Below are 24,013 nucleotides of genomic sequence, written 5' to 3' on the forward strand. Positions count from 1 at the left end.
GAACTGCCCACGCAGAGCGCCCAACTTGGCCGATATGCGGCCGCAAAGGCCGCCGTTATCAGTGCCGGCGTTCGACGATATACCGCGCCAAGTCACGCAGTGGCTCGGCCGCCGCGTCGAAAGGTCGCAGGGCGTCCAGGGCCTGGTCACGCAGCTCCAGGGCATAGGCCTTGGCGGCTTCCAGCCCGAGCAGCGCAGGATATGTCGGTTTATCCCGTGCGATATCGGCACCTTGGCGTTTGCCCAGAGTGGCAGTGTCACTTTCTACGTCGAGAATATCGTCCTGCACCTGGAACGCCAGGCCGATGGCCAGCGCGTAGGTCTTCAGCGCCGCCAATTGAGCGGCTTGCGCACGCCCACTGGCCAGGGCGCCCAGGTGTACGGCGGCTTCGATCAAGGCACCGGTCTTGTGGCGGTGCATGTATTCCAGCGCCTGTTGATCAAGCTTCCGGCCCACCGACCCCAAGTCGATGGCCTGGCCACCGACCATCCCGGCCGGGCCCGCTGCCACGGCCAGCGCCGTGACCATGCGTAAACGGATCTCGGCATTGACGCTGCTCAGCGCCGGGTCCAGCAGTGCGCTGAACGCCAGGCTTTGCAGGCCATCGCCGGCGAGGATCGCGCAGGCTTCATCAAAGGCTTTGTGAGTGGTCGGCTGGCCGCGACGCAAATCGTCGTCGTCCATCGCCGGCAAGTCGTCATGCACCAGGGAATAGGCGTGGATCAACTCCACCGCACAGGCCGCGCCATTGGCCTGCTCAGCGGCTGCGCCCAAGGCTTCACACGCCGCATACGCCAGCAACGGACGCACGCGCTTGCCGCCATTCATCACGCTGTAGCGCATGGCTTCGTAAAGACGCTTGAGTTCAGGGCTTGGCGCAACAAACAAGGGCTCCAGCGCCGCATTGACCCGGGCTTGGCTACTGGCCTGATACGCGTCGATCATTCCGGCTGTTCCGCATCGAAAGGTTCTTCGGCCAACTCCCCGTCACGCTCCAGCAGCACTTGCACCTTCTGCTCCGCCTGCGCGAGCGCGCTCTGGCAGTCGCGGGTAAGGCCGATGCCTTGCTCAAACGCCGTCAACGAGTCTTCCAGCGACAACTCGCCGTTCTCCAGACGCTCGACCAGGGCTTGCAGGTCGGCGAGGGATTGTTCGAAATCGAGTGCAACTTTTTTGCGGGCCATGGCGGCTATTCCGGTAGACGGTAAACCGGCGCGACACTAGCAGACATGGGGGATTGGGGCAAATGAGCGGGGGTGTCACTTGCCCGCTGTCTTGGCCTGATACCGGGTGCTGCGACCGCCACCGGGCAGCCGGACCAGGCAGTCAGCCCTGTCTGCATCTTTTCCAGCGCAGTGAGCTGCACGTCCAGTTCGCTGGGGTTTCAGGGGAGGGGATGCTGTAGCGGCGAGAGTCAAGCATCTAGCCTCGGTTCTCGTTCGTGCAACACGCTGTTGCACAAACGATCCCAGCCTCAAAACCCCGGCGGAATATACCCCGGCACAAATGGCACGTTCAGGCACTTGCCATGCAGGATCCGGCCATCCTCAATCCTGAACAGCACGATCTTCTTCGCCTTATCCACCGTGGCTTCCAGCTTGCAATCCGAACTGTGCCCGACTTGCTGGTAATACTCCGTATACACCATCCCGTTCCCGGTGTGGTTCATTGAAGTCCCAGCGGCTTCGGTGGTCGTCCAGGATGAGGACTTGTGCCAGGTCATCACCACCTGGGTGTCGCCATTGGGTGCATTCTGCTTCTTCATCGAGTCGGGCTTGCCGAATAAATCCAGCGCCTCTTGCACGTCACGGCCTTCCCAACGCGATTGTGCAATCAGGTGGCACCCGTTGATAAACAGCACGGCCGGCAACAAAAGTCCTGCCAGCAACAGCCTTGTCCATGTAGGCATCGTGAATCCTTCTTGTCGGCAGGGGTTGCTCAGCGCTTGTTGCCCAGCATGTCGTCGAGGTCATCAATCATCTGGCTCTTCTCCTGAGTCGGGCCCAACTGCTCGAACATGGCCTTGGTGGTCTGGATCATCTGCAGATGGGTCATCTTGCCCATGGCGATGGTGTCCTTGCTCTTGCCCGGTTCGCAGACATACGCGAGCGTGCGGTCGAGCCAGAACTCCTTTGGCGTCTGCCACGTGTTGGAGACCTTCAAGTGCGTGAGGGTGTAGGAAAATGGCGCGACCGACTGGCCGTTGAGAAAGCGCACCTTGCGCGTGGAGCACTGCACTTCGATGTTGTACACATCGATCATTGGTTTGCCCGGTTCTTCATACACCACCGTGACGGCCACCAATTTGGCGCCCTTGTTGTGGTTCGAGGGCACCACCGAGGTACGGTCGGCCACATACATCACATTTTGATGGGCCCGGCCGCTGCCGTAGATGATCGACCAGTCGCCAATCGGTGTTTGTTCATCGGCCAATACCGATGTTGCGCTGGTCAACAATAGGGGCAGAAGTGCCAGGCAGCGACCGACCTTGGTTAAAGTATTCAATAGCGTCCTTCCTTGAGGCTCGAAATAAGCGAAGGACTTTAGTGGTGAGGCGGTGCAGCCACAATTAGGGCGAGTGTACTAATGGCGAATGGCTAGGTAACGACGCAAAAAGCCTGCGTTTCAAGGCAGGCTTATGGTGTGTGGCGATTTGACTTAGTCTTTGCGAGCCGTCAGCGCCGCATAACCATTCATCAAGTTGCGATAGTTGGGAATACGCTGGGACAACAGATTCCCCAGGCCTTCGATATCGTTGCGCCAGTCGCGGTGCAGCTCACACGCCACCGAGAACCAGTTCATCAACTGCGCACCGGCTTGCGTCATCCGGCTCCACGCCGCCTGCTGCACCGTGGTATTGAACGTGCCCGACGCATCGGTCACCACAAACACCTCAAACCCTTCCGCCAGCGCCGACAAGGTCGGGAACGCTACGCACACATCCGTCACTACACCGGCAATGATGATCTGCTTACGGCCGGTCGCCTTGATCGCCTTGACGAAGTCTTCGTTGTCCCACGCGTTGATCTGGCCAGGGCGGGCGATGTACGGCGCGTCCGGGAACATCTCTTGCAACTCCGGCACCAGCGGGCCATTCGGGCCTTGCTCGAAACTGGTGGTAAGGATGGTCGGCAGGTTGAAGAACTTGGCCAGGTCGGCCAGGGCCAACACGTTGTTCTTGAACTCGTTGGGCGAGAAGTCCTGCACCAGAGAGATCAGGCCGGTCTGGTGATCGACCAACAGAACAATGGCGTCGTCTTTGTTGAGGCGGTTGTAGGTTGGAGCGCTCATGGTTGAATCCTTTTTTGTTTAGGTTGGTTGGGCGTTGCGTTCAACATGGGCACAGATTAATGGGTGGCTGTCGGGGGATAAAGCAGGTGAAAACGGTAATACCGTCAACTCAGGCGTGACAATGAAGAACTGAGCTTTTAGGATGCCTGGGGGCGTGTGGCTGGGTTGCAGCAGTGACTTGGTGGGGATGGCGAAGACAGTGGCGGAGCGGGCTATGGCGTGTATTCAGCCTTAGAGGCAGGGCGGGCTATAAGCTGCCCGCTTTTGCTCATTCAAATGTCCAACGGCTTGTCGGACAATTGACTTGGGGTTTATGCGGGCATTAAAAAGCCGGCTTGTGGCCGGCTTCTCGGGGACTGCTTCAGCTTGTTTTTGACAAGCCTCACCAGCCTTCAAATCGCTCAGCCCACGTTGCGTCGGGCTGAATAGTAGGGGCATCAGCGGGAACTCCTCCGCATCGCCAGCAAGGTGAATAGCCTTAAGCCACCCCCTGCCAAATGTGCGGCGCATGATACCCACATTCCCCTCAGTTGCCCACCTCCGGATCCGATTTAGAGCCTTCCCAGCCCAATAGGTGCTCATCCAGCGGCACCGGTGGACGGCGGTTGTTGAGGGTGGACCACCAGAACACCCACCCCACAATCTGGACGTTCTGCTCAAACCGTTGCTCGTACGTCAGGTATTCGTCCGGATGTTCACCGGCGTTGTGGCTGCGCATCCGCAACCCACCGCCAGGTCGGTTGTAGAGGTATTTGATGCGCAGCATCCCGTCGTGCTCTACCGCATAAATTTCGCCGTCGATGATTTGCGTGCGGCCTCGGTCGATAGCGAGGGTGGCGCCTTGCTGGATGATGTCGATCATGCTGTTGTCGACCATGTAGGCGCCCAGGGCACGGTCGGGGTGCACGTTAAGGGCTTGGAGGGTGTGCAGGGTGACGCGGATGCGTTCGATAGAGGTAAATGAGGGGTGGAGGTCGATCTCCACGTCGATTTTTTCCGGGAGACAGGCGGGGCCTGTGAGGTATTGGCCGCTTCCTTCGCGGGTGGTGGGCAGTCCTTTTCGGGTGTTCGGGCCTTCCAGCAGGAAGTTGGCCGGTGGGTGTTTGGGGCCTTCGCCGGTGCGCAGCCAGCGGCTGGAGATGCACAGCAGTTCTGCGATTTCGTTGAGTCGACCCATGGGGACGCCGCGCTTGAACCAGTTGTTCACGTGTTGGGGCGTGACGCCGCGGTTCTTGGCGAAGTCGGAGGCGGAAAGGTGGACTTCCCGTAATAGCGCTTTTAAACGATCACCTGATGTATTCATGAACGCAGAGTTTACTGGCCGGAATTACAGATCAAATAAACCATGCGTTGAGTTGCGTGTGTAGGTCGTTGCTTAGTTGTAGCCTGATACTTCGGATTCAGGTGCTGGTTAAACCTTTTATATAAGTTAATGAACTTGTCGTTTAATTTTTCCCACAAAAAAAGCCCCGAATGATCGGGGCTTTTTCAATTGCCGGGGCAATGAGGAGCGGGTATCAGCCTTTGTAGGCAGCGACCGACTTCAGGATCTCGGCGCGGGCGGCATCTGCGTTGCCCCAACCGTCGATCTTCACCCATTTGCCTTTTTCGAGGTCTTTGTAGTTCTCGAAGAAGTGTTTGATCTGCTCCAGCAACAGGGGCGGCAGGTCGGTGTATTCCTTCACGTCCACGTACAGCTGGGACAGCTTGTCGTGTGGAACCGCGATCACTTTGGCATCGCCGCCGCCGTCGTCGGTCATGTTCAGGATGCCGACTGGACGCGCGCGGATAACCGAACCTGGGGTAACCGGGTAAGGGGTTACGACCAGCACGTCGAGGGGGTCACCGTCGTCAGCCAGGGTGTTAGGGATGAAACCGTAGTTGGCCGGGTAGAACATCGGGGTGGCCATGAAACGGTCAACGAACAGGCAGTCGCTGTCTTTGTCGATTTCGTATTTGATCGGCGCGTGGTTGGCCGGAATCTCGATGGCGACGTAGATGTCGTTCGGCAGGTCTTTGCCAGCCGGAATCTTGCTGTAGCTCATTGGGCGTTGCCCCCGTTAATTGGCCAAGAAACTTGGCCGGATTGGCCTAAAAGTGGCGGCGATTATAGGCACATTCTGACGCCGATGCCATGCGCCAGACGTCGTACGGTCATTCGTCCTGTGGCTGATAACGCGGGTCGCTGGCTTGCAGCTGGGTCAGGCGGGCCAAGGGATCCTGGCGATAAAAGCGGCTGAGTTGGGCGTACACCTGTGGATAACGGTTGACCAGCAAATCCGGAGCGCTGAAAAAATATTCGCTGGTGACGGCGAAGAATTCAGCCGGGTTTTCGGCGGCGTAGGGGTCGATCTCGGTGTCGGCGTCCGGGTTGGCGTCCAGTTGGCGATTGAGGTCGTCGTAGGCGCTCTGCATCACGCTGGCCCATTCCTGCACGCGCATGTCGTTGTGCAGTGGCGGCAGGCCGTTGGCGTCGCCGTTGAGCATGTCGAGTTTGTGCGCCAGTTCGTGGATGACCAGGTTGTAGCCTTCCCAGTTGCCACTGGCCAGCACCCCGGGCCAGGCGAGGATCACCGGGCCCTGTTGCCAGGCTTCGCCGCTGTGTTCGCCGTCCCATTCGTGTTCGATGCCACTGCTGTCGCGATGGCGCTGGGGGCTGACGAAGTCGTCGGGGTACAGCACGATTTCATGGAAGCCCTGGTACCAGTCGAGGTCGCCCAGGTTCATCAACGGCAATTGCGCCTGAGCGGCGAGCAGCAGGCGTTGTTCCTGGTGCAGCTCGACGCCGGGCAGGGCGGTCAGGTGCTTTTCGGCGAGGAACACCACGCAGGCTTCGCGCAGCCATTGGTCCTGCTCGGCGCTGATACCGTCGAGGAAGGTCAAGTGGTGGCGCACCCGCTGCCAGGTGTCATCGGCAATCGGGTGCTTGGCCAGCAAGCGCTGGCGACGCCAGGCGCTGAGCGACCACATCGGCGCTTACTGCGACTTGACTTCGGAGGACGCGCGGCCAAAACGGCTGCGGAACACGCCAATGATCATCGGCACCAGCGACAGCAGAATGATGAACACCACCAGCAGCGACAGGTTTTTCTTGATGAACGGCACGTTGCCGAAGAAGTAACCCAAGGTCACCAGGCCGCCGACCCACAGGATGGTGCCGAATACGCTGAAGCCGAAGAAGCGCGGATAAGGCATTTTGGCGATACCGGCCACGAACGGCGCGAAGGTGCGCAGGATCGGCAGGAAGCGCGCCAGGGTCACGGTCTTGCCGCCGTGCTTGTCGTAGAAGTCGTGGGTCTTCTGCAGGTAGTCGCGGCGGAAGATTTTCGAGTTCGGGTTGCTGAACAGGCGTTCTCCGGCTGTTCGCCCGATCACATAGTTGGTGCTGTCGCCCAGGATTGCCGCCAGCATCAACAGGCCGGCGAGTAACACCGGGTCCATGCCGCCGCCAGCCGCCACGGCGCCTGCGATGAACAGCAACGAATCACCCGGCAGGAATGGCATCACCACCAGGCCGGTTTCGCAAAAAATGACCAGAAACAGAATGGCGTAGATCCACGGACCGTAATTGGTTACCAGCAGGTCGAGGTAGACGTCGAGATGCAGGATAAGGTCGAGCGGGTTGAAATCCATGGATGGCACCTGTGTGGATGGCCCGGCTCAGCAGGCCTGTGCGGAAGCTCGGGTAATAAGGCTACAAGTGTATGCCGCAATTCTTACAACCCTGAAAGGTCCGCATTATACGGATTGAGGCGTGAAAAGCGTGTTGGTTTTGTAGCGGGGGATGTCGTGGGTGTTCCAGGCATACATCGATCAAAATGTGGGAGCGGGCTTGCTCGCGAATGCGGCGTATCAGTCGACTAATCCGGTGACTGCCCCGCCGCTTTCGCGAGCAAGCCCGCTCCCACAGGGGATTTGTGGCGTTTTGGCTATTGGGGTCAGTCTTCGTTGATTGGCAAGGTGTAGTTCTTGAACTCGGTGTCCTCGCGAAACCCGATCGACTCATAGGTCTTCTGCGCCACTTCATTGTCACTGCTGGTCGAGACCCGCAACCGTACCGCGTGGGTCTCCTTGGCCATTTTCTTCGCCGTGCGCATCAGGTTGTCCGCCACCAGTTGTCGGCGCGCGTCTTCAGCCACGTAGATGTCGTTGAGGATCCACACGCGCTTGAGTGATAGCGACGAAAAGCTCGGGTACAGCTGGCAAAAGCCCAGCAGTTTCTTGTCGTCATCATCCGCCAGGGCCAGGTAAATCACCGATTCCTTGCGGCGCAGGCGTTTTTCCAGAAAGGCCCGCGATGAATCCGGGAAGGGCAAGGCCCCGTAGAACTCGCGGTATTTGACGAACAACGGGGTCAGCAGGTCCAGGTGTTCCGGGGTCGCTTGAGTAATCCGCATGCCAGGCCTCAACTTCCAAATGGGGTATGACCACACAAGCGGCCGTGACTCGATGCTGCCTAATGGCGCGAAAAAGCGCAATCGTACCGCGATCAGTCATCCGGTGAACTGAGCAGGAAATTGCCTTTCATCAGGTCCGGATCATCGGATTCAATGGTCTGAACCTGCGCTTCGTCCTTGAGGTTGACCCCCGACAGCTGCCGACGACACGCTTCTCGCATCAAATACAGCAAGCGATGAGCCGCCATGCCATAGCTCAGGCCCTCCAGGCGTACATTGGAGATGCAATTGCGATAGGCGTCGGTGAGGCCGACCTTGGGGTTGTAGGTGAAATACAGCCCCAGACTGTCCGGTGAACTGAGCCCCGGCCGTTCGCCGATCAGGATCACCACCATCTTGGCGCCGAGCAATTGCCCGATTTCATCCGCCACCGCCACGCGGCCTTGTTCCACCAGGATGACCGGCGACAACGACCAGCCTTCGGCGTGGGTTTGTTCTTCCATGCGCGTCAGAAACGGCAAGGTGTGTTTATGCACGGCCAGCGCGGATAAACCATCGGCCACTACAACGGCCAAATCCACGCCGCCGGGGTTGGCCGACGCGTGGTCGCGCAGCGCTTGGGCGGATTCATCGCTCAAGCGCCGCCCCAAGTCCGGGCGTTGCAGGTAGCTGTGGCGGTCTGCAGCGGCGCTGTGCAGCAGCAGGCTGTGACGCCCGCGTTCGGCCAGCTGGCTGCTGAGGCCCGCATGGTCAAAGGGCAAATGCACCGCGTCCCGCGCCTGGGCGTGGGCAAACTGAAAATCCAGCTGCGCGTGGGTGGGAATGCTGGTGCCGGTTCGGCCCAGGGCAATGCGCGCCGGGGTCAGGCGGCGTAGCTCCAGCCAGGGGTTGTCAGGCAGGTCGAGTTGCACAGGCGGCTCCTTCATCCCAGTTGCGCCAGGGCTTGGCGAAACGCCGGTGGCAGGCTGTTGCCGAAGTGCACCTTGCCGTCGGCTTGCGTGAAGATGCCCATTTTTGCCAGCCACTGCTCAAACTCCGGCGCCGGTTTTAAACCCAATGTTTGCCGGGCGTAGAGCGCGTCGTGGAACGAAGTGGTCTGGTAGTTGAGCATAATGTCGTCGGAACCGGGGATGCCCATGATGAAATTGATCCCGGCCACGCCCAGCAGGGTCAGCAGGGTATCCATGTCGTCCTGGTCGGCTTCGGCGTGGTTGGTGTAACAGATGTCGCACCCCATGGGCACGCCGAGTAGCTTGCCGCAGAAGTGGTCTTCCAGGCCGGCGCGGATGATCTGCTTGCCGTTGTACAGGTACTCCGGGCCGATAAATCCTACGACTGTATTTACCAGAAACGGTTTGAAATGTCGGGCTACCGCGTAGGCGCGCGTCTCGCAGGTTTGTTGGTCGACGCCAAAGTGCGCGTTGGCCGATAAGGCGCTGCCTTGACCTGTCTCGAAGTACATCAAGTTCTGGCCCAAGATGCCGCGATTGAGGCTCAACCCTGCTTCGTACCCTTCCTGCAGCACGCTCAGGCTGATGCCGAAACTGGCATTGGCCGCCTCGGTGCCGGCGATCGACTGGAACACCAGGTCCAGCGGTACGCCACGGTTGATCGCCTCGATGGAGGTGGTGACATGAGTGAGCACGCAGGCCTGGGTCGGGATTTCGTAGCGCTGGATGATCGCGTCGAGCATTTCCAGCATGGCGCAGATCGAGGCGATGCTATCGGTGGCCGGGTTGATGCCGATCATGGCGTCGCCGTTGCCGTACAGCAGACCATCCAGAATGCTCGCGGCGATGCCCGCCGGTTCGTCTGTAGGATGGTTGGGTTGCAGGCGGGTGGATAAACGCCCGCGCAGGCCCATGGTGCCGCGAAATTGCGTGACCACGCGGATCTTCTGCGCCACCAGTACCAGGTCCTGCACGCGCATGATTTTGGACACGGCGGCGGCCATCTCTGGCGTCAGACCTGGCGCCAAGGCGCGCAGGGAATGTTCGTCGGCCGCGTCGCTGAGCAGCCAGTCGCGCAGGCCGCCCACGGTCAGGTGGCTGACCGGTGCAAACGCCTGGGTGTCGTGGGTGTCGATGATCAGCCGGGTGACTTCATCACTTTCATAGGGGATCAACACTTCCTGCAGAAAGTGTTTCAGCGGGATATTCGCCAGCGCCATCTGCGCCGCCACCCGCTCACCGTCATTCTGTGCGGCGACGCCGGCCAGGAAGTCTCCGGAACGCGCGGGGCTGGCCTTGGCCATCACGTCCTTGAGGCTGTCGAAGCGGTAGGTTTGTGCACCCACCGCGTGGGAAAAGCTTGCCATACAGTGTCTCCTTGGCGGCGCGGGCAATTGCTCGCGCCGAGGTTTACGGCAGTTAGTGCAAGGCGGCCTCTGCGGCCTGGATCGCCGCGAATTCCTCTTCGGGCGTGCCTGCTACCAAGTGATGCCGGCTGTAGAAAGCAAAGTAAGCAATTAATACTCCATAGATGATCGCGGCGCCAATCACCACCCGTGGATCTACCAGAAAGCCCGCCACCACGGCCACGCAGGCCAGTACCAGCGCAACGCCTGAAGTGAAGATGCCACCCGGCGTGCGGTACGGACGGTCCATTTTGGGGCGACGGATGCGCAGGGTGATGTGCGCGGCCATCATCAGCACGTAGGAAATCGTCGCGCCGAACACCGCCACCAGAATCAGCAGGTCACCCTGGCCGGTCAGCGACAGGCCAAAACCGATGATGCCGGGGATCACCAGTGCCAGGACCGGCGCCTTGCTTTTGTTGGTCTGGGACAGTTTGCGCGGCAGGTAGCCGGCGCGTGACAGTGCGAAAATCTGCCGCGAATAGGCATAGATGATCGAGAAAAAGCTCGCGATCAGACCCGCCAGGCCGACCAGGTTGACGAAGCTGCCCATCCAGGTGGAACCGCCGTAGGACAACGCCAACGCTTCAACCAGCGGGTTGCCGGATTTGACCAGCGCGTAAGTGCCAGCGCCGCCCGGTGCAATAACGAGGATAAGCAGGGCAAAGCTGGTCAGCACCACGATGGCGCCAATCAAGCCGCGCGGCAGGTCGCGTTTCGGGTTTTTGGTTTCTTCGGCCGCCAGGGGCACACCTTCTACCGCGAGGAAAAACCAGATGGCATAGGGAATCGCCGCCCACACACCCACGTAGCCGAATGGCAGGAAGGTGCTGGCGCCCTTTGCCTCGGTCACTGGAATGTCCAGCAGGTTGGCGACATTGAAGTGCGGCACCATCGCCACCAGGAACACTCCCAGGGCAATCGCGGCCACGGCGGTGATCACAAACATCAACTTCAGCGCTTCACCGACACCAAAGATGTGGATGGCGATAAAGATGATGTAGAACGCCAGGTAGATCATCCAGCCGCCGATGCCAAACAGCGACTCGCAATACGCGCCGATAAACACCGCGATGGCGGCGGGGGCGATGGCGTATTCGATCAGGATCGCGGTGCCCGTTAGGAACCCGCCCCAAGGCCCGAATGCACTGCGGGCAAAGCCGTAGCCGCCACCGGCGGTAGGAATCATGGAAGACAGTTCGGCCAGGGAAAAGCACATGCATAGGTACATGGTGGCCATCAGCAATGTCGCGAGGAACATCCCGCCCCAGCCACCCTGGGCCAGGCCGAAGTTCCAGCCGGCGTAGTCGCCGGAGATGACGTAGGCAACGCCGAGGCCAACCAGCAGCACCCAGCCGGCGGCGCCTTTTTTCAGTTCGCGTTGCTGGAAGTATTGGGAGTCGACTTTTTCGAAGTCGACGGAGGATCCAGTAGGTTCGCTAGGCATTGGAAAGTACCTTCCATTCTTATTGTTTTTAACTCGGCCTCTGTGTGCCGAATGAGGTAGCAGCTACTTGCGAAGTTCAAATGTGGGAGCAGGCAAGCCAGCTCCCACACTTGATCTCATTTCAAGTTGAGAGCGGGTCGCCTGCTAGAAGGCAACTTTAGAAGAAGCCAAGTGGATTAATGTCGTAACTCACCAGCAAGTTCTTGGTCTGCTGGTAGTGATCCAACATCATCTTGTGCGTCTCACGCCCCACGCCGGACTTCTTGTAACCGCCGAATGCCGCATGCGCCGGGTACAGGTGGTAGCAGTTGGTCCACACGCGGCCCGCTTTGATCGCGCGGCCCATGCGGTAGGCGCGGTTGATGTCGCGAGTCCACACGCCGGCGCCCAGGCCGAACTCGGTGTCGTTGGCAATTGCCAGGGCTTCGGCTTCGTCCTTGAAGGTGGTGATGCTCACCACCGGGCCGAAGATTTCTTCCTGGAACACACGCATTTCGTTGGTGCCCTTGAGCAGGGTCGGCTGGATGTAATAACCCCCAGCCATATCACCGCTGAGCTGCTCTACTTTGCCGCCCGTCAGCAGTTGTGCGCCTTCGCCCTTGGCGATTTCCAGGTAGGACAGGATCTTGTCGAACTGCTGCTCGGACGCCTGGGCGCCGACCATGGTGTCGGTGTCCAGCGGGTCGCCGCGTTTGATCTGCTCGACTTTCTTCATGACCACTTTCATGAAGTCGTCGTAGATCGACTCTTCCACCAGCGCGCGGGAAGGGCAGGTGCACACTTCGCCCTGGTTGAAGAACGCGAGCACCAGGCCTTCAGCGGCCTTTTCAATAAAGGAAGGTTCGGCTTTCATGATGTCGGCAAAGAAGATGTTCGGCGACTTGCCGCCCAGTTCAACCGTCGACGGAATGATGTTTTCCGCAGCACATTTCATGATGTGCGAGCCCACGGGCGTGGAGCCGGTGAAGGCGATTTTAGCGATACGCTTGCTGGTGGCCAGCGCTTCGCCGGCCTCTTTGCCGTAGCCGTGCACCACGTTCAGGACGCCCGGCGGCAGCAGGTCGCCGATCAGTTCCATCAGCACGTTGATGCCCAGCGGGGTTTGCTCGGCGGGTTTGAGCACCACGCAGTTACCAGCGGCCAGGGCTGGGGCGAGTTTCCACGCGGCCATCAGCAGCGGGAAGTTCCACGGAATGATTTGGCCAACCACGCCCAGTGGCTCATGGAAGTGGTACGACGCGGTGTGCTCGTTGATCTCGGCGCTGGTGCCTTCCTGGGCGCGGATGCAGCCGGCGAAGTAACGGAAGTGGTCGGCGGCCAGCGGGATGTCAGCGTTGAGGGTTTCACGCACGGCTTTGCCGTTGTCCCAGGTTTCGGTGATGGCCAGCAGTTCGAGGTTCTGTTCAATGCGGTCGGCGATTTTCAGCAGGACCAGCGCGCGGTCCTGGGCCGAGGTCTTGCCCCAGGCGTCGGCGGCGGCATGGGCGGCGTCCAGAGCCTTGTCGATGTCTTTGGCCGTGGAGCGCGGGAATTCGGCGATTGCCTTGCCGTTGACCGGCGAGGTGTTGGTGAAATAGTTGCCATCGACCGGCGCAACGAACTCGCCACCGATGTAGTTGCCGTACTTGGCCTTGAACGAAACGATGGCGCCTTCAGTACCGGGGTGTGCGTAACGCATGGTGGGTATCTCCTGGCTTTTATGTTTATTGGGAGCGCAGCGCGACAAGCGCTTGATAAAGCGTAGAGCAAAGGTTGGGCCACCGTTTCGTGGACCAGCGAAATCAAGGGGTTGGACATTGTTGCAAGGCGTGGCTGTGGCAGGGTCGATACGGGCGATGTGACAGTTTGTGCCACAAACGGTACAGCCTGTGACCAGTGGGTCGGCCTGGGATTGCATTGCCTGGTTCGCTGGGGGATGCTGGGGGTTCTCACGCAGGGAGAATAATAAGAAATGCACAACGATCATTTCAGCCGCCATGCCCAGCAAGTCCTCACCGTGGCGCATGGCCGCGACCCGTCCAGCGATCCGTCCATCGCCCGCTCCTGGCTGCGTTGCCTGGAGGACTATCACCTCGATCCTGCGCAAACCATTGCACCCACTGTGCTCGAACATGGTCGCTTGCTGGAAAGCCGCGAGCGCCTGCAGCAAGTGCTGCACATTGCCGGCAGCGAGATGAACAGCCTGCATCAGCAGCTCTCCGGTGCGGGGCATGCTGTGTTGCTGACCGATGCGCGCGGCGTGATCCTCAACTGTGTCACCGCGCCGTCCGAGCGCAAGATCTTCGAGCGCGCCGGGTTGTGGCTGGGTGCCGATTGGAGCGAGGCCTGCGAAGGCACCAACGGCATCGGCACCTGCCTGGTGGAGCGCCAATCCCTGACCATTCATCGTGACGAACACTTCCGGGGCCGGCACACCGGGCTGACCTGCTCGGCGAGCCCGGTGTTCGATCCGCAGGGTGATCTGCTGGCCGTGCTGGATGTGTCCTCCGCGCGGGAGGCCGTGTCGCGCCAGAGCCAGTTCCACACCATGGCGTTGGTGAACCTGTCGGCGAAGATGATCGAGAGTTGCTACTTCCTGCGTCACTTTGAACACCACTGGTTGCTGCGTTTTCACTTGCAGGCGGAGTCGGTGGGGTTGTTCAGTGAAGGGTTGCTGGCATTCGACGGAGACGGGCGCATCTGTGCGGTCAACCAGAGCGCGCTGAACCTGTTGGGCCAGGTGCGTGGCGGCTTGTTGGGGCACCCGGTGGAAGCGTTTTTTGATTGCTCACTGGATCAACTGCTTGTCCGCGCCAGCGCCAATGCCACGGCCAGTTGGCCGCTGCGGACCCGTGATGGGCGACAGTTATTTGCCGCGCTGCGTGGTCAAGTGCGCAGCGCATCGACCCCTTTCGTCAAGCCTGAGCCCGCTCCGTTGCCCGGTATTTGCCTGGGCGATCCGACGCTGCAACAGGACTTTCGCAAGGCGCTGCGGGTATTCGAGCGTGATGTGCCGCTGTTGATCAATGGCGAAACCGGCTCCGGCAAAGAGGCCTTCGCCAAGGCGGTGCACCTGGCGAGCCAGCGTGCCGACAAGGCGTTCGTCGCACTCAATTGCGCCGCCATCCCGGAAAGCCTGATCGAAAGCGAACTGTTCGGCTATCGCGGCGGCAGCTTCACCGGTGCGCGCAAAGAGGGCATGCAAGGCAAATTGCAGCAAGCCGATGGCGGCACCCTGTTCCTCGATGAAATCGGTGATATGCCCCTGGCGCTGCAAACCCGCCTGTTAAGGGTTCTGGAAGATCGGCTGGTGGTGCCGCTCGGCGGTGAGCCCCAGGCGGTGAACGTACGAATTATCAGCGCGACTCACCGGAATTTGCTGGAGCGTGTGCAGGACGGTAGCTTTCGCGAGGACCTGTATTACCGGCTCAATGGCCTGGAAGTCGGTTTGCCGCCTTTGCGCGAGCGCAGTGATAAAGCCCAGTTGCTGGATTTCCTGCTGACCCAGGAGGCCAATGGTGAGCCGGTTGCCCTCGACCCGTCGGCGCGGGGAGCGTTGTTGGCGTTTGCCTGGCCGGGGAACGTCCGCCAGCTGCGCACGGTGCTGCGCACCTTGGTGGCGCTGTGTGATGAGGGGCGTGTTGGCCTGGAAGATTTGCCTGCGCAGATTCGTCAGGCCAGGCCCGTGGCAGTCGCGCAGACCAAACCGCTGGAGTCGCCGCTGGAAGACGCCGAGCGCCTGGCGTTGCTCACGGCGTTGCAGCAGCAGCGCTGGCACATGACGCACACGGCGGAGCAACTGGGCGTCAGCCGCAACACGCTGTATAGAAAGCTGCGCCGGCATGGCATCGCGCGTCACGCCCTCAGCTAAAGGGTGCGATTTTCGCCCCCCTGCGCTAACCTGCCTCGATGTTTTACGAGGTCGACTATGCACATTCATATTCTCGGTATTTGCGGCACATTCATGGGCTCGATGGCAGTACTGGCCAAAGAGCTGGGCCATCACGTGACAGGCTCCGACGCCAACGTCTATCCGCCCATGAGCACGCAACTCGAGGCCCAGGGTATCGAGTTGACCCAAGGTTACGACCCGTCGCAATTCGACCCGGTCCCGGACTTGGTGGTGATCGGCAATGCCATGTCCCGTGGCAACCCGGCGGTCGAATACGTACTCAATAAAGGTTTGCCTTATGTGTCCGGCCCGCAATGGCTGGCCGACCATGTGTTGCAAGGCCGTTGGGTACTCGCGGTCGCTGGCACCCACGGCAAAACCACCACCAGCAGCATGCTCGCCTGGGTGCTGGAGCATGCAGGCATGAGCCCGGGCTTCCTGATCGGTGGTGTGCCGCAGAATTTCTCGGTGTCGGCGCGCCTGGGCGATACGCCGTTCTTCGTGATCGAGGCGGATGAATATGACAGCGCCTTCTTCGACAAGCGCTCCAAATTCGTCCACTACCGCCCGCGCACGGCAATCCTGAACAACCTGGAGTTCGACCACGCCGACATCTTCCCCGATCTGGCGGCCATCGAGCGTCAGTTCCATCACCTGGTGCGCACCATTCCGAGCGAAGGCCTGGTGATCCACCCGACCACCGAGCCGGCCTTGCAGCGTGTGATCGAGATGGGCTGCTGGACCCCGGTGCAAACCACTGGCGAGGGCGGGCAGTGGCAGGTCAAGCTGCTCAGCGACGACGGTTCCACATTTGAAGTGCTGTTCGAAGGCCAGACCCAAGGCATCGTCGAGTGGGACATGACCGGCCAGCACAACGTCGCCAATGCCTTGGTCACCCTGGCGGCTGCGCGGCACGTGGGCGTGGTGCCTTCCATGGGCATTGCCGCGTTGAGCGCGTTCAAAAGCGTGAAGCGCCGTATGGAAAAAGTTGCCGACGTGAATGGCGTTACCATCTACGACGACTTTGCCCACCACCCGACGGCAATTGCTACTACGTTGGATGGCCTGCGCAAACGTGTCGGCGATGCGCCGATCATTGCGATTGTCGAGCCGCGCTCCAATTCCATGAAGCTCGGTGCCCACCGGGATGGCCTGCCGGAAAGCGTCAACGACGCCGACCAGGTGGTCTGGTACGCACCGGCCAACCTCGGCTGGGATCTGCCGGCGATTGCAGTCCTGTGCACCGTGCCTTCCCTCGTCTGCGACTCCATCGAAGGCATCATCGAACACGTCAAGCGCCTGGCCAAACCGGGCACCCATGTCGTGGTCATGAGCAACGGCGGCTTTGGCGGCCTGCACGGCAAATTGGCTGAGGCGCTGAAATGAGTGGCCCGGAACGCGTTACCCTGGCGATGACCGGCGCTTCTGGTGCGCCTTATGGTTTGCGCCTGCTGGATTGCCTGGTACGTGAAGAGCGCGAGGTGCACTTCCTGATCTCCAAGGCCGCGCAGTTGGTGATGGCCACCGAGACCGACGTGGCGCTGCCGCCCAAGGTGCAGATGATGCAGGCCTTCCTCACCGAATACACCGGTGCGGCGGCGGGGCAGATCAAGGTCTACGGTAAAGAGGATTGGATGTCGCCCGTGGCTTCCGGCTCCGGCGCGCCGGCGGCGATGGTGGTGGTGCCATGTTCCACCGGGACCTTGTCGGCGATTGCTACCGGTGCCTGCAACAACCTGATCGAGCGCGCGGCGGATGTGACCTTGAAGGAGCGTCGCCAGTTGATCCTGGTGCCCCGTGAAGCGCCATATTCGAGCATTCACCTGGAACACATGCTCAAGCTGTCGAACATGGGCGTCACCATTTTGCCGGCCTCGCCGGGCTTCTATCACCAGCCGCAGACCATCGATGACCTGGTGGACTTTGTGGTGGCGCGCATCCTCAACCTGCTGAACATCCCTCAGGACATGCTGCCGCGTTGGGGTGAGCACCATTTGAGCAGTGATGAGTAAGGCGCTGCTGATCCTGCTGGCGCTGCAACTGGCCGGCTGCGCCACCGCGCGCACACTGGATGCGGCAAAACCTGGCGCGCCGGTGGTGTATGCCGGTACGCGCCTGGACCTGTATGCGATGAAGGGGGGTTGCTGCGCCAAGGACAGGTTTGGTGCCGAGGCGCCGAGCTACCCTGGGGTGGATCTGCCGGCCAGTGCGTTGCTCGATACGCTGTTGTTGCCGCTGTCGGTGTTGACGGTTCTTGGGGTTGGCTTCAACGCTACCGGTGGTCTCTAACCCTGTCTGGAAGGCGGCACAAAACCCATGTGGGAGCGCGAATGCGGTGGATCAGTCATATTACTCGTCGACTGACACACTGCCTTCGCGAGCAAGCCCGCTCCCACATTTGAATCTCTGCCGGATAGTTAAATCGGATTACTTGCCCAGCTTGCGCAACTCATCCGACTCCACCACCCGCACCCCATCCTGTTCTTCCAGCGCCAGGCGCCACATGGCCCGGGCCAGTTCACACACTTCGATACCACGGTATTTGCCTGGAATCAGTCGTGATAACGGGCCGGCCAACTGTTCGGTCAGGCGCGGCTCCAGCCGTTCCCCCAACAGCAACGACGGCCGCACGATGGTCAGCTGAGGCCAGTCCTGGGCTTTCAGCGCCTCTTCCATTTCCCCTTTGACGCGGTTGTAGAAGACCGACGATTTCGGGTCGGCGCCAATGGCGCTGATCACGACCAAGTGCCGTGCGCCCATTTCCCGCGCGCGTTTGGCGAAGGCCACCACCATGTCCAGATCGACGGCGCGAAAAGCCGCTTCGGAGCCCGCCTGTTTGAGGGTGGTGCCCAGGCAGCAGAAGGCCAGATCCACCCGGCCACTCAGCTGCGGCAGGAACACCGCCGGGTCGCCCACCGGGTTTTCCAGGTGCGGGTGTTCCGCCAATGGCTTGCGGCTGGGTGCGAGCACGCGGGTCACGGTGGGTTCGTTGAGCAGGCGATCGAGCAGGTGTTCGCCGGTAAGGCCGGAGGCTCCGGCGAGCAAGATATGCTGAGGCGTCAGGTACATGGTGTTTCCCCCTTGTTACACGTTACAGCTTAGTTGCCTTTGGCTTCCTTGCTATTCATTGAGACGCTTTCGAGCGCCTTTCGTGCCTGCTGTTTGCGTAATAATTGCCAATGGGCGATCACACCCTTGGGGGCCCAGATCTGCGGCTCGGAGGCTTCGAAGTTGTCCGCCTGTTCGCGTTCGGCCACATGCAGTTGTGCCAGCTTGAAGGCTTGCTGCAAGTCGTCGGTCTGGTTGAAGGCTTGGGCGAAGAGGGCGTCGCCGAAGTAGGTGAAGTCGGCTTCCTCGGAGCAACCGAAAGACACGCGATCGGCGCGCGAGGCGGTCATGATCAGGGTGCGATCGTCCTTTAGCGCCGGTATGAAGCCACCGGAGTAGCAGGCGGAAATCACCACGATCTTGTCGCGGCTCTTCAGCGGTGCCAGCACGGCGGCGAGCTCATCGGCGGGCAGGTCGGCCAGCTCCATACGCGGTTGGTCCAGCACCAGTTCGTGTTCGTGGGTACCGTGGCTGGTCATGTAGATAAACACCAGGTCTTCCGGCCCGGTGCGGTCGGCCAGGGTTTGCACGGCGCGGCGCAGGCTTTCGCGCGTGGCCAGCGGGCGGTCGGCGATGTGGTCGCGGTGGTTGACCAGGCGAATCTGCCCGCGTGCACCAAAACGGGTGGCGAGCATGTTGCTGACGTAATCGGCTTCGCGCAGGAACACGCTTTGTTTACCGTCGCCGGCCACGGCCAGGGTGTACAGCTCGACGGCCGGGGTCGAGGCGGGCACGGCGGCGAGGGCTGCGTTGAGCAAACCACCTTGGGCCAGTATGCCGATCTCCAACGGGTCGGGCAGCAGTTTGCCATCGGCGTCACGCACGCGCATGCCATTGACCCACGTGCCGGCCTGCACGGTGCCGTCGGTGAGGACCAGGGTGCCTTTGCCTTGATAGCTGTCGCTGTCGAACCCGCCGATATAGAAGCTGCCGTCGGTGAGGTTCAGGCGGCCTTCACCGCTGAAGCGCCAATCGCTGAACTGGCCGACATAGTGGCTGCCGTCGACACCGATCAACTCGCCCTTGCCGCTGAGCGCGCCTTCCTTGAACTGGCCGATCCACACGTCGCCGTCGGCGTTCTCGTAGCGGCCCTTGCCATTGAGCTGGTTCTGCTTGAATTGGCCAACATAAATGTCGCCATCGGCGCTGTTGAAAGTGCCGTTGCCTTCCAGTTGACCATCGACGAAATGGCCGCTGAACTGGTTGCCGCTGTCGTCGTTGCGCTGGCCTTCGCCATTCGGTTTGCCGTGGGCGAACTGGCCCTGGTATTGGCTGCCGTCCGCCAGCTCCAGGCGACCGAGGCCGGAATACTGGTCGTCCTTGAATTCGCCGCGATAGGTCATCTGCCCCTCTTTGAGGGTGCCTTCGCCGTTGCGTCGACCGTTCTTAAAGCCACCCACATAGTGGCTGCCCGCCGTGGTCAGGCTGCCCTGGCCGTCGAACAGCCCCTGCTGGAACTGGCCTTTATAGACTTCGCCATTGCTGCCATGCCACTCGCCCTGGCCGTGCCACTGGCCTTTGTCGAACTGGCCGGCATACCAGCTGCCGTTGGGGTAGTCCACGCGGCCCTGACCTTGCAGCAAACCATCGACCACATCGCCCCGGTAGCGGCCGCCGTCGGGCAGGCGCGCATCGGGCGGCAACAGCGATTCGCCGTCTCCGCAAGCGGTGAGCAACAGGGCAAGGGCGAGGGGAGCGAGTGGGCGCATAGCGGGATCCGGATAATTGAGCGCCGAGTATGCCGCAGCTGCGAGTTTCATACATAAATTTACATACGCTGTGGTGAGGTTTATGTCCCCACCACAGGCGCGGACTTACACGAAGTAGAGGGACAGCGACTCAGCAATGTAAGCTGGTTTTTCCTGGCCTTCGATTTCCAGGGTGGCGGTGGCCTTGAGCAGCCATTGGCCGGGTTTTTTCTCGGTGACGTCATTGAGCGTCACGTTCAGGCGCACCTTGGAGTTGACCTTCACCGGCTGGATGAAGCGCACGCTGTCCAAGCCATAGTTGACGGCCATCTTCAGGCCCTCGGGCACGATCAGCAGGTCCTCCATCAGTTTGGGCATCAGCGACAGCGACAGGAAACCGTGGGCGATGGTGCTGCCGAACGGGGTTTGCGCGGCCTTGACCGGGTCGACGTGGATGAACTGATGATCGCCAGTGGCCTCGGCGAACAGGTTGATACGCGCCTGGTCGATGGTGAGCCATTCGGAACGTCCCAGCTCCTTGCCGACATAATCTTTGAGCTGCGCTACGGGTACATAGGGCATTGCGTCTCTCCTTGGTTCATCACGCTGTGTACAACGTCTGGTTTTTTATGGATTACAGAGAACCAATGTAGATCATCATGGCCGATAGACTCGGTCAACCCACCATGCTTTTGGCGAATGCCGGTGCATAGGGCGGGCGTGCTTATAATGCGGGCGAGTATTGAGGGGGAAGAACGGATGCTGTTACGTGGCCTGACCTGGCTGGTGCTGTTTCAACTGATCGGCACGGCGATTAATCATTTGCTGTTGCCGGTACTGCCGGGCCCGATCATCGGGCTGCTGTTGATGCTGGGTTTTCTGATCTGGAAGGGCGATGTCGGCGAGCCCTTGAGCCTGGCGGCCAGCAGCCTGTTGCGTTACTTGCCGTTGCTGCTGGTGCCACCGGCGGTGGGGGTGATGGTGTATGCCAAGGATATTGCCGCTGATTTCTGGGCCATTGTCGGTGCGCTGGTGCTGTCGCTGGTGATCGCCATGGGCTTCGTGGGCGTGCTGATGCAGCAGATGGTCAAGCGCAAGGAGAAGGATCAATGATCTTCGACTGGCAGGGCGCGTGGACAGCGGTGATTCATCACCCGTTGTTCGGCATTGGCATCACCCTCGGCGCTTATCAGTTGGTACTGGCAGGGTTCGAGAAAACCCGTTGGATCTTCCTGCAGCCGGTGCTGGTGTCCATGTTGCTGGTGATCGGCGTGCTGATCAGTTGTGGCCTGAGCTACGCCGAGTACCGCAAGAGCACCGAGATCATGGGCATCCTGCTGGGTCCGGCGACCGTGGCCCTGGCGGTGCCGCTTTACTTGAACCTGCGGCGCATTCGCCAATTGTTCTGGCCGATTTTTACTACGCTGGTGATAGGCGGTGTGCTCGCCACCGGCCTGTGTGTGCTGCTGGGCTGGTGGTTTGGCGCCGAGCACAGGATGTTGATGACCATGGCGCCCAAGTCGGTGACTTCACCGATCGCCATGCTGGTGGCCGAGCAGATCGGCGGCGTGGCGGCTTTGGCGGCGGTATTTGTGCTGATCACCGGGGTGATCGGTGCGATGATCGGCCCGGCGTATTTGTCTCGCCTGGGGGTGCACAGCCCCGAGGCGCGCGGCATGGCGCTGGGCATGACTGCTCATGCCGTCGGCACCTCGGTGGCCCTGCAGGAAAGCGAAGAATGCGGCGCTTTTGCAGCGCTGGCGATGAGTCTGATGGGCGTGGCCACGGCGGTGTTCCTGCCGCTGGCTGTGTCGGTGATCGTTTAAACCGGGTTTAAGGAAACCTTTATGAGTCTGGCGCTGTTCCCGCTCAATACCGTGCTGTTCCCTGGCTGCACCCTCGACCTGCAACTGTTCGAGGCGCGCTACCTGGATATGGTCGCCCGCTGCATGAAAAAGGGCGAAAGCTTCGGTGTGGTGTGCATTCTCGACGGCCAGGAGGTGGGCACGGCGCCGGACGGTTACGCGCTGATCGGCTGTGAAGCGCTGATCCGCGACTTCAAGCAACAGGACAACGGCCTGCTGGGGATTCGCGTCGAAGGCGGGCGCAGGTTTCGCGTACGGGATGCCGGTGTGCAGAAAGACCAACTGCTGGTGGCCGACGTGCAGTGGCTCGAAGAACTGCCGGACCAGCCGTTGGAAGAAGAAGATGCCGACCTGCTGGCGCTGCTCCAGGCATTGGCCGAGCACCCCATGGTGGCGTCGTTGGACATGGACGCCCACGCCGACGGCCAGCAAGCCTTGGGCAATCAGTTGGCGTATCTGCTGCCGTTCACCGAGGCCGACAAGATCGACCTGCTGCAACTCGATGACCCGCAGCAACGCCTGGATGCAATCCAGATGCTGCTCGACGAGTTGCAGGGCGAACTGTTCACTTAATAGGCATAGCGCAGCAGGGCGTGGGGCGTGCCAGTGAGTGCGATGAAGCTGAGCACCGCGACCAACGCCGGCAGCAACAGCCACCAGGTTTTTTGCGACATGGCCGGCAGCGGGCTTCGATACTGGCTGATGCCCAGGCTGAACGCACACACCGTCATCGCCAGCAGCGTGCCGGCCAGGATGTCCGTGGGCCAGTGGGCGCCGAGGTAGACGCGCGATAGCGCAATGAAAGCGGCGGGAATGCAGCCCAACAACATCCAGGTCAGGCGCAACCGCACGGGTTGTCCGCGACCGGCCAGGATCGCCAGCGCCAGGAAAAACGCGAACGCGCCCGACGCGTGGCCGCTGGGCATGCTGAAGCTGGTCAGCGGGTCGGTGAGGATTTCCGGGCGGCCACGGGCGAAAAACAGCTTGGTCCCGGTGTTGATCACCGCAGCCCCGGCCAGCGTTGCGCCAACGAACACTGCGTGGCGCCATTGCCGCGCCAATAGCAGCAGGCCGGTGAACACCGCGCTGGCAACGAACATCTTCTTGAACTCACCCAGTTGGGTGATACGCACCATCACTTCGTCCAGCCAGGGGCTGCGGTGTTCCTGCACCAGGGCGCTCAGGCCGTGGTCGAAGTTGTCCAGCGAGTGGTAGCCAATAAACAGCGCGATCAATAGCACCAGGCTGGCACACCCAATCCATAACGTGGCGCGCCGATGGCCGCGCAGGCTGCTGTTCAGGCTCAGTCCAATCAACGCCGCCAGGCAACCCGCAACCACTGCCGCCTCGGGCCAGAACCCTTCGGGCAAGGGCAGGCGGAACGCAGCGCCGGTCGCCCAGCCGGGCAGCAGGTAAGCCACCGTCCAACCCGCTGCTGCCACAATGCTCACCATGGCGAAACGCGGGAATGGCATGTCGCACATACCGGCCACCATCGGCAGCATAGGGCGCAATGGGCCGATGAAGCGTCCGACCAGCAGGCTGGCAATGCCGTACTTGTGGAAGTAAGTTTCGGCGCCGTTCATCCATTCGGGATGATGGCGCAGGCCGGGCAGACGCCGGATGTTCTGATGGAAATGTCGTCCGAGGAAGTAGGACACCCCGTCACCCAGCAAGCCGCCGAGGAAACCCAGCAGCAGGGTTTCGCTCAAGGACAGCGCGCCGCTACCGGCCAGCGCCGCAATGGCAAACAACAATACCGTGCCCGGCACGATAAGCCCGGCGATGGCCAGGCATTCCACGCAGGCGACGATAAACACCGCGACCGCCAGCCATTCGGGGTTCAGTGTTAACCAGCCGGTAATGCTATCGAGCCATTGGCTCATACAGTCCTCTCCATTTGTGCGGCCATTTCCTCTCGAACTCATAGCCGGCCACACCGCCGGCCAACTGTGGGAGTGGGCTTGCTCCCACATTGGATCTGCGGTG

General features: G+C 60.9%; 25 protein-coding genes. 7 read left to right on the top strand and 18 right to left on the bottom strand.

Features of this window, described 5'->3' with window-relative positions; all coding sequences use genetic code 11:
• Window positions 1–58: 58 nt before the first annotated feature.
• The 14 genes from ispA to exaC all read right to left on the bottom strand — a co-directional run bounded on the left by ispA (window position 59) and on the right by exaC (window position 13,170).
• Entirely contained in the window at window positions 59–946 is an 888-nt protein-coding gene (gene ispA, locus AB4O08_RS15920) for a (2E,6E)-farnesyl diphosphate synthase (RefSeq protein ID WP_010206824.1), read from the bottom strand.
• On the bottom strand, window positions 943–1,185 hold the full coding sequence (locus tag AB4O08_RS15925) for an exodeoxyribonuclease VII small subunit (protein ID WP_003194556.1): 243 nt from the start codon (window positions 1,183–1,185) through the stop codon (window positions 943–945). Before AB4O08_RS15925 ends, ispA begins: the two co-directional genes overlap by 4 nt.
• A 290-nt stretch (window positions 1,186–1,475) precedes the next feature.
• Window positions 1,476–1,910 (bottom strand): hypothetical protein, encoded by a 435-nt coding sequence (locus AB4O08_RS15930; protein ID WP_028618099.1) that lies wholly within the window; start codon window positions 1,908–1,910, stop codon window positions 1,476–1,478.
• Window positions 1,911–1,939: 29 nt separating this feature from the next.
• Complete coding sequence (locus tag AB4O08_RS15935; protein WP_010206821.1) at window positions 1,940–2,506, bottom strand: hypothetical protein; 567 nt, start codon at window positions 2,504–2,506, stop codon at window positions 1,940–1,942.
• 153 nt (window positions 2,507–2,659) lie between these two features.
• Complete coding sequence (ycaC, locus tag AB4O08_RS15940; protein ID WP_460114214.1) at window positions 2,660–3,292, bottom strand: isochorismate family cysteine hydrolase YcaC; 633 nt, start codon at window positions 3,290–3,292, stop codon at window positions 2,660–2,662.
• Between the two features lie 526 nt (window positions 3,293–3,818).
• On the bottom strand, window positions 3,819–4,595 hold the full coding sequence (locus AB4O08_RS15945) for a LexA family transcriptional regulator (protein WP_029529012.1): 777 nt from the start codon (window positions 4,593–4,595) through the stop codon (window positions 3,819–3,821).
• A 214-nt stretch (window positions 4,596–4,809) separates the two neighbouring features.
• Window positions 4,810–5,337 (bottom strand): inorganic diphosphatase, encoded by a 528-nt coding sequence (ppa, locus tag AB4O08_RS15950; protein WP_003219382.1) that lies wholly within the window; start codon window positions 5,335–5,337, stop codon window positions 4,810–4,812.
• Between the two features lie 109 nt (window positions 5,338–5,446).
• Window positions 5,447–6,262 (bottom strand): M90 family metallopeptidase, encoded by an 816-nt coding sequence (locus AB4O08_RS15955; RefSeq protein WP_021492978.1) that lies wholly within the window; start codon window positions 6,260–6,262, stop codon window positions 5,447–5,449.
• Between the two features lie 6 nt (window positions 6,263–6,268).
• On the bottom strand, window positions 6,269–6,925 hold the full coding sequence (locus AB4O08_RS15960) for a DedA family protein (protein WP_010206817.1): 657 nt from the start codon (window positions 6,923–6,925) through the stop codon (window positions 6,269–6,271).
• Window positions 6,926–7,230: 305 nt separating this feature from the next.
• On the bottom strand, window positions 7,231–7,689 hold the full coding sequence (locus tag AB4O08_RS15965) for a GNAT family N-acetyltransferase (protein WP_021492977.1): 459 nt from the start codon (window positions 7,687–7,689) through the stop codon (window positions 7,231–7,233).
• 92 nt (window positions 7,690–7,781) lie between these two features.
• Entirely contained in the window at window positions 7,782–8,615 is an 834-nt protein-coding gene (gene eutC, locus AB4O08_RS15970) for an ethanolamine ammonia-lyase subunit EutC (RefSeq protein WP_460114215.1), read from the bottom strand.
• Window positions 8,612–10,006 (bottom strand): ethanolamine ammonia-lyase subunit EutB, encoded by a 1,395-nt coding sequence (locus tag AB4O08_RS15975; protein ID WP_044287942.1) that lies wholly within the window; start codon window positions 10,004–10,006, stop codon window positions 8,612–8,614. Before AB4O08_RS15975 ends, eutC begins: the two co-directional genes overlap by 4 nt.
• A gap of 52 nt (window positions 10,007–10,058) precedes the next feature.
• Complete coding sequence (gene eat / locus AB4O08_RS15980; protein WP_198831825.1) at window positions 10,059–11,492, bottom strand: ethanolamine permease; 1,434 nt, start codon at window positions 11,490–11,492, stop codon at window positions 10,059–10,061.
• 157 nt (window positions 11,493–11,649) lie between these two features.
• Window positions 11,650–13,170 carry an acetaldehyde dehydrogenase ExaC gene (exaC, locus tag AB4O08_RS15985; protein ID WP_010206811.1) on the bottom strand — a complete coding sequence of 507 codons (1,521 nt, stop codon included), beginning with the start codon at window positions 13,168–13,170 and terminating at the stop codon, window positions 11,650–11,652.
• A 273-nt stretch (window positions 13,171–13,443) separates the two neighbouring features.
• Between exaC and AB4O08_RS15990 the strand changes: the two genes are divergently transcribed.
• The 4 genes from AB4O08_RS15990 to AB4O08_RS16005 are packed head-to-tail and all read left to right on the top strand — an operon-like array spanning window position 13,444 to window position 17,652.
• A complete protein-coding gene (locus AB4O08_RS15990) occupies window positions 13,444–15,342 on the top strand; it encodes a sigma-54-dependent Fis family transcriptional regulator (RefSeq protein ID WP_460114216.1) in 1,899 nt (632 codons plus the stop codon).
• 57 nt (window positions 15,343–15,399) lie between these two features.
• Window positions 15,400–16,749 (top strand): UDP-N-acetylmuramate:L-alanyl-gamma-D-glutamyl-meso-diaminopimelate ligase, encoded by a 1,350-nt coding sequence (mpl, locus tag AB4O08_RS15995; protein ID WP_460114217.1) that lies wholly within the window; start codon window positions 15,400–15,402, stop codon window positions 16,747–16,749.
• A complete protein-coding gene (ubiX, locus tag AB4O08_RS16000; protein ID WP_010206807.1) occupies window positions 16,746–17,375 on the top strand; it encodes a flavin prenyltransferase UbiX in 630 nt (209 codons plus the stop codon). The genes mpl and ubiX overlap by 4 nt, the downstream gene beginning before the upstream one ends.
• Window positions 17,368–17,652: a YceK/YidQ family lipoprotein gene (locus AB4O08_RS16005; RefSeq protein ID WP_021492973.1), complete on the top strand. Its 285-nt coding sequence runs from the start codon at window positions 17,368–17,370 to the stop codon at window positions 17,650–17,652. The genes ubiX and AB4O08_RS16005 overlap by 8 nt, the downstream gene beginning before the upstream one ends.
• Before the next feature lie 138 nt (window positions 17,653–17,790).
• On the opposite strand, the gene AB4O08_RS16010 is transcribed toward AB4O08_RS16005, so the two are convergent.
• The 3 genes from AB4O08_RS16010 to AB4O08_RS16020 form a co-directional block, all read right to left on the bottom strand.
• Window positions 17,791–18,432, bottom strand: a complete 642-nt coding sequence (locus tag AB4O08_RS16010; RefSeq protein WP_010206805.1) for an oxidoreductase — start codon at window positions 18,430–18,432, stop codon at window positions 17,791–17,793.
• A gap of 29 nt (window positions 18,433–18,461) precedes the next feature.
• The gene (locus AB4O08_RS16015; RefSeq protein ID WP_047543341.1) at window positions 18,462–20,180 is read right to left on the bottom strand and encodes a C13 family peptidase; all 1,719 of its coding nucleotides are present in this window, start codon (window positions 20,178–20,180) and stop codon (window positions 18,462–18,464) included.
• A 105-nt stretch (window positions 20,181–20,285) separates the two neighbouring features.
• Window positions 20,286–20,741: a MaoC family dehydratase gene (locus AB4O08_RS16020; RefSeq protein WP_010206803.1), complete on the bottom strand. Its 456-nt coding sequence runs from the start codon at window positions 20,739–20,741 to the stop codon at window positions 20,286–20,288.
• A gap of 177 nt (window positions 20,742–20,918) precedes the next feature.
• Here AB4O08_RS16020 and AB4O08_RS16025 point away from each other — a divergent pair, with 177 nt between their 5' ends.
• Genes AB4O08_RS16025 through AB4O08_RS16035 form a run of 3 tightly spaced genes read left to right on the top strand, consistent with a single transcriptional unit; the run spans window position 20,919 to window position 22,597 of the window.
• Window positions 20,919–21,272 carry a CidA/LrgA family protein gene (locus tag AB4O08_RS16025; RefSeq protein ID WP_010206802.1) on the top strand — a complete coding sequence of 118 codons (354 nt, stop codon included), beginning with the start codon at window positions 20,919–20,921 and terminating at the stop codon, window positions 21,270–21,272.
• Entirely contained in the window at window positions 21,269–21,985 is a 717-nt protein-coding gene (locus tag AB4O08_RS16030) for an LrgB family protein (RefSeq protein ID WP_010206800.1), read from the top strand. The genes AB4O08_RS16025 and AB4O08_RS16030 overlap by 4 nt, the downstream gene beginning before the upstream one ends.
• 21 nt (window positions 21,986–22,006) lie before the next feature.
• Window positions 22,007–22,597, top strand: a complete 591-nt coding sequence (locus AB4O08_RS16035; RefSeq protein WP_010206798.1) for an LON peptidase substrate-binding domain-containing protein — start codon at window positions 22,007–22,009, stop codon at window positions 22,595–22,597.
• Here AB4O08_RS16035 and AB4O08_RS16040 read toward each other — a convergent pair.
• Window positions 22,594–23,910 (bottom strand): bifunctional DedA family/phosphatase PAP2 family protein, encoded by a 1,317-nt coding sequence (locus AB4O08_RS16040; RefSeq protein ID WP_010206797.1) that lies wholly within the window; start codon window positions 23,908–23,910, stop codon window positions 22,594–22,596. The genes AB4O08_RS16035 and AB4O08_RS16040 overlap by 4 nt on opposite strands.
• Window positions 23,911–24,013: the final 103 nt, after the last annotated feature.

Source organism: Pseudomonas sp. H3_E07, assembly GCF_054668895.1.

Coding starts and splice junctions, on each gene's coding strand:
- AB4O08_RS15960 (WP_010206817.1), bottom strand. CDS start 6,925: ATGGATTTCAACCCGCTCGACCTTATCCTGCATCTCGACGTCTACCTC.
- ppa (WP_003219382.1), bottom strand. CDS start 5,337: ATGAGCTACAGCAAGATTCCGGCTGGCAAAGACCTGCCGAACGACATC.
- AB4O08_RS16010 (WP_010206805.1), bottom strand. CDS start 18,432: ATGTACCTGACGCCTCAGCATATCTTGCTCGCCGGAGCCTCCGGCCTT.
- AB4O08_RS16040 (WP_010206797.1), bottom strand. CDS start 23,910: ATGAGCCAATGGCTCGATAGCATTACCGGCTGGTTAACACTGAACCCC.
- AB4O08_RS16015 (WP_047543341.1), bottom strand. CDS start 20,180: ATGCGCCCACTCGCTCCCCTCGCCCTTGCCCTGTTGCTCACCGCTTGC.
- ispA (WP_010206824.1), bottom strand. CDS start 946: ATGATCGACGCGTATCAGGCCAGTAGCCAAGCCCGGGTCAATGCGGCG.
- AB4O08_RS16005 (WP_021492973.1), top strand. CDS start 17,368: ATGAGTAAGGCGCTGCTGATCCTGCTGGCGCTGCAACTGGCCGGCTGC.
- AB4O08_RS15945 (WP_029529012.1), bottom strand. CDS start 4,595: ATGAATACATCAGGTGATCGTTTAAAAGCGCTATTACGGGAAGTCCAC.
- AB4O08_RS15990 (WP_460114216.1), top strand. CDS start 13,444: ATGCACAACGATCATTTCAGCCGCCATGCCCAGCAAGTCCTCACCGTG.
- exaC (WP_010206811.1), bottom strand. CDS start 13,170: ATGCGTTACGCACACCCCGGTACTGAAGGCGCCATCGTTTCGTTCAAG.
- ycaC (WP_460114214.1), bottom strand. CDS start 3,292: ATGAGCGCTCCAACCTACAACCGCCTCAACAAAGACGACGCCATTGTT.
- eutC (WP_460114215.1), bottom strand. CDS start 8,615: ATGAAGGAGCCGCCTGTGCAACTCGACCTGCCTGACAACCCCTGGCTG.
- AB4O08_RS16020 (WP_010206803.1), bottom strand. CDS start 20,741: ATGCCCTATGTACCCGTAGCGCAGCTCAAAGATTATGTCGGCAAGGAG.
- AB4O08_RS15965 (WP_021492977.1), bottom strand. CDS start 7,689: ATGCGGATTACTCAAGCGACCCCGGAACACCTGGACCTGCTGACCCCG.
- AB4O08_RS15930 (WP_028618099.1), bottom strand. CDS start 1,910: ATGCCTACATGGACAAGGCTGTTGCTGGCAGGACTTTTGTTGCCGGCC.
- mpl (WP_460114217.1), top strand. CDS start 15,400: ATGCACATTCATATTCTCGGTATTTGCGGCACATTCATGGGCTCGATG.
- AB4O08_RS16035 (WP_010206798.1), top strand. CDS start 22,007: ATGAGTCTGGCGCTGTTCCCGCTCAATACCGTGCTGTTCCCTGGCTGC.
- AB4O08_RS16025 (WP_010206802.1), top strand. CDS start 20,919: ATGCTGTTACGTGGCCTGACCTGGCTGGTGCTGTTTCAACTGATCGGC.
- AB4O08_RS16030 (WP_010206800.1), top strand. CDS start 21,269: ATGATCTTCGACTGGCAGGGCGCGTGGACAGCGGTGATTCATCACCCG.
- AB4O08_RS15975 (WP_044287942.1), bottom strand. CDS start 10,006: ATGGCAAGCTTTTCCCACGCGGTGGGTGCACAAACCTACCGCTTCGAC.
- AB4O08_RS15925 (WP_003194556.1), bottom strand. CDS start 1,185: ATGGCCCGCAAAAAAGTTGCACTCGATTTCGAACAATCCCTCGCCGAC.
- AB4O08_RS15955 (WP_021492978.1), bottom strand. CDS start 6,262: ATGTGGTCGCTCAGCGCCTGGCGTCGCCAGCGCTTGCTGGCCAAGCAC.
- ubiX (WP_010206807.1), top strand. CDS start 16,746: ATGAGTGGCCCGGAACGCGTTACCCTGGCGATGACCGGCGCTTCTGGT.
- eat (WP_198831825.1), bottom strand. CDS start 11,492: ATGCCTAGCGAACCTACTGGATCCTCCGTCGACTTCGAAAAAGTCGAC.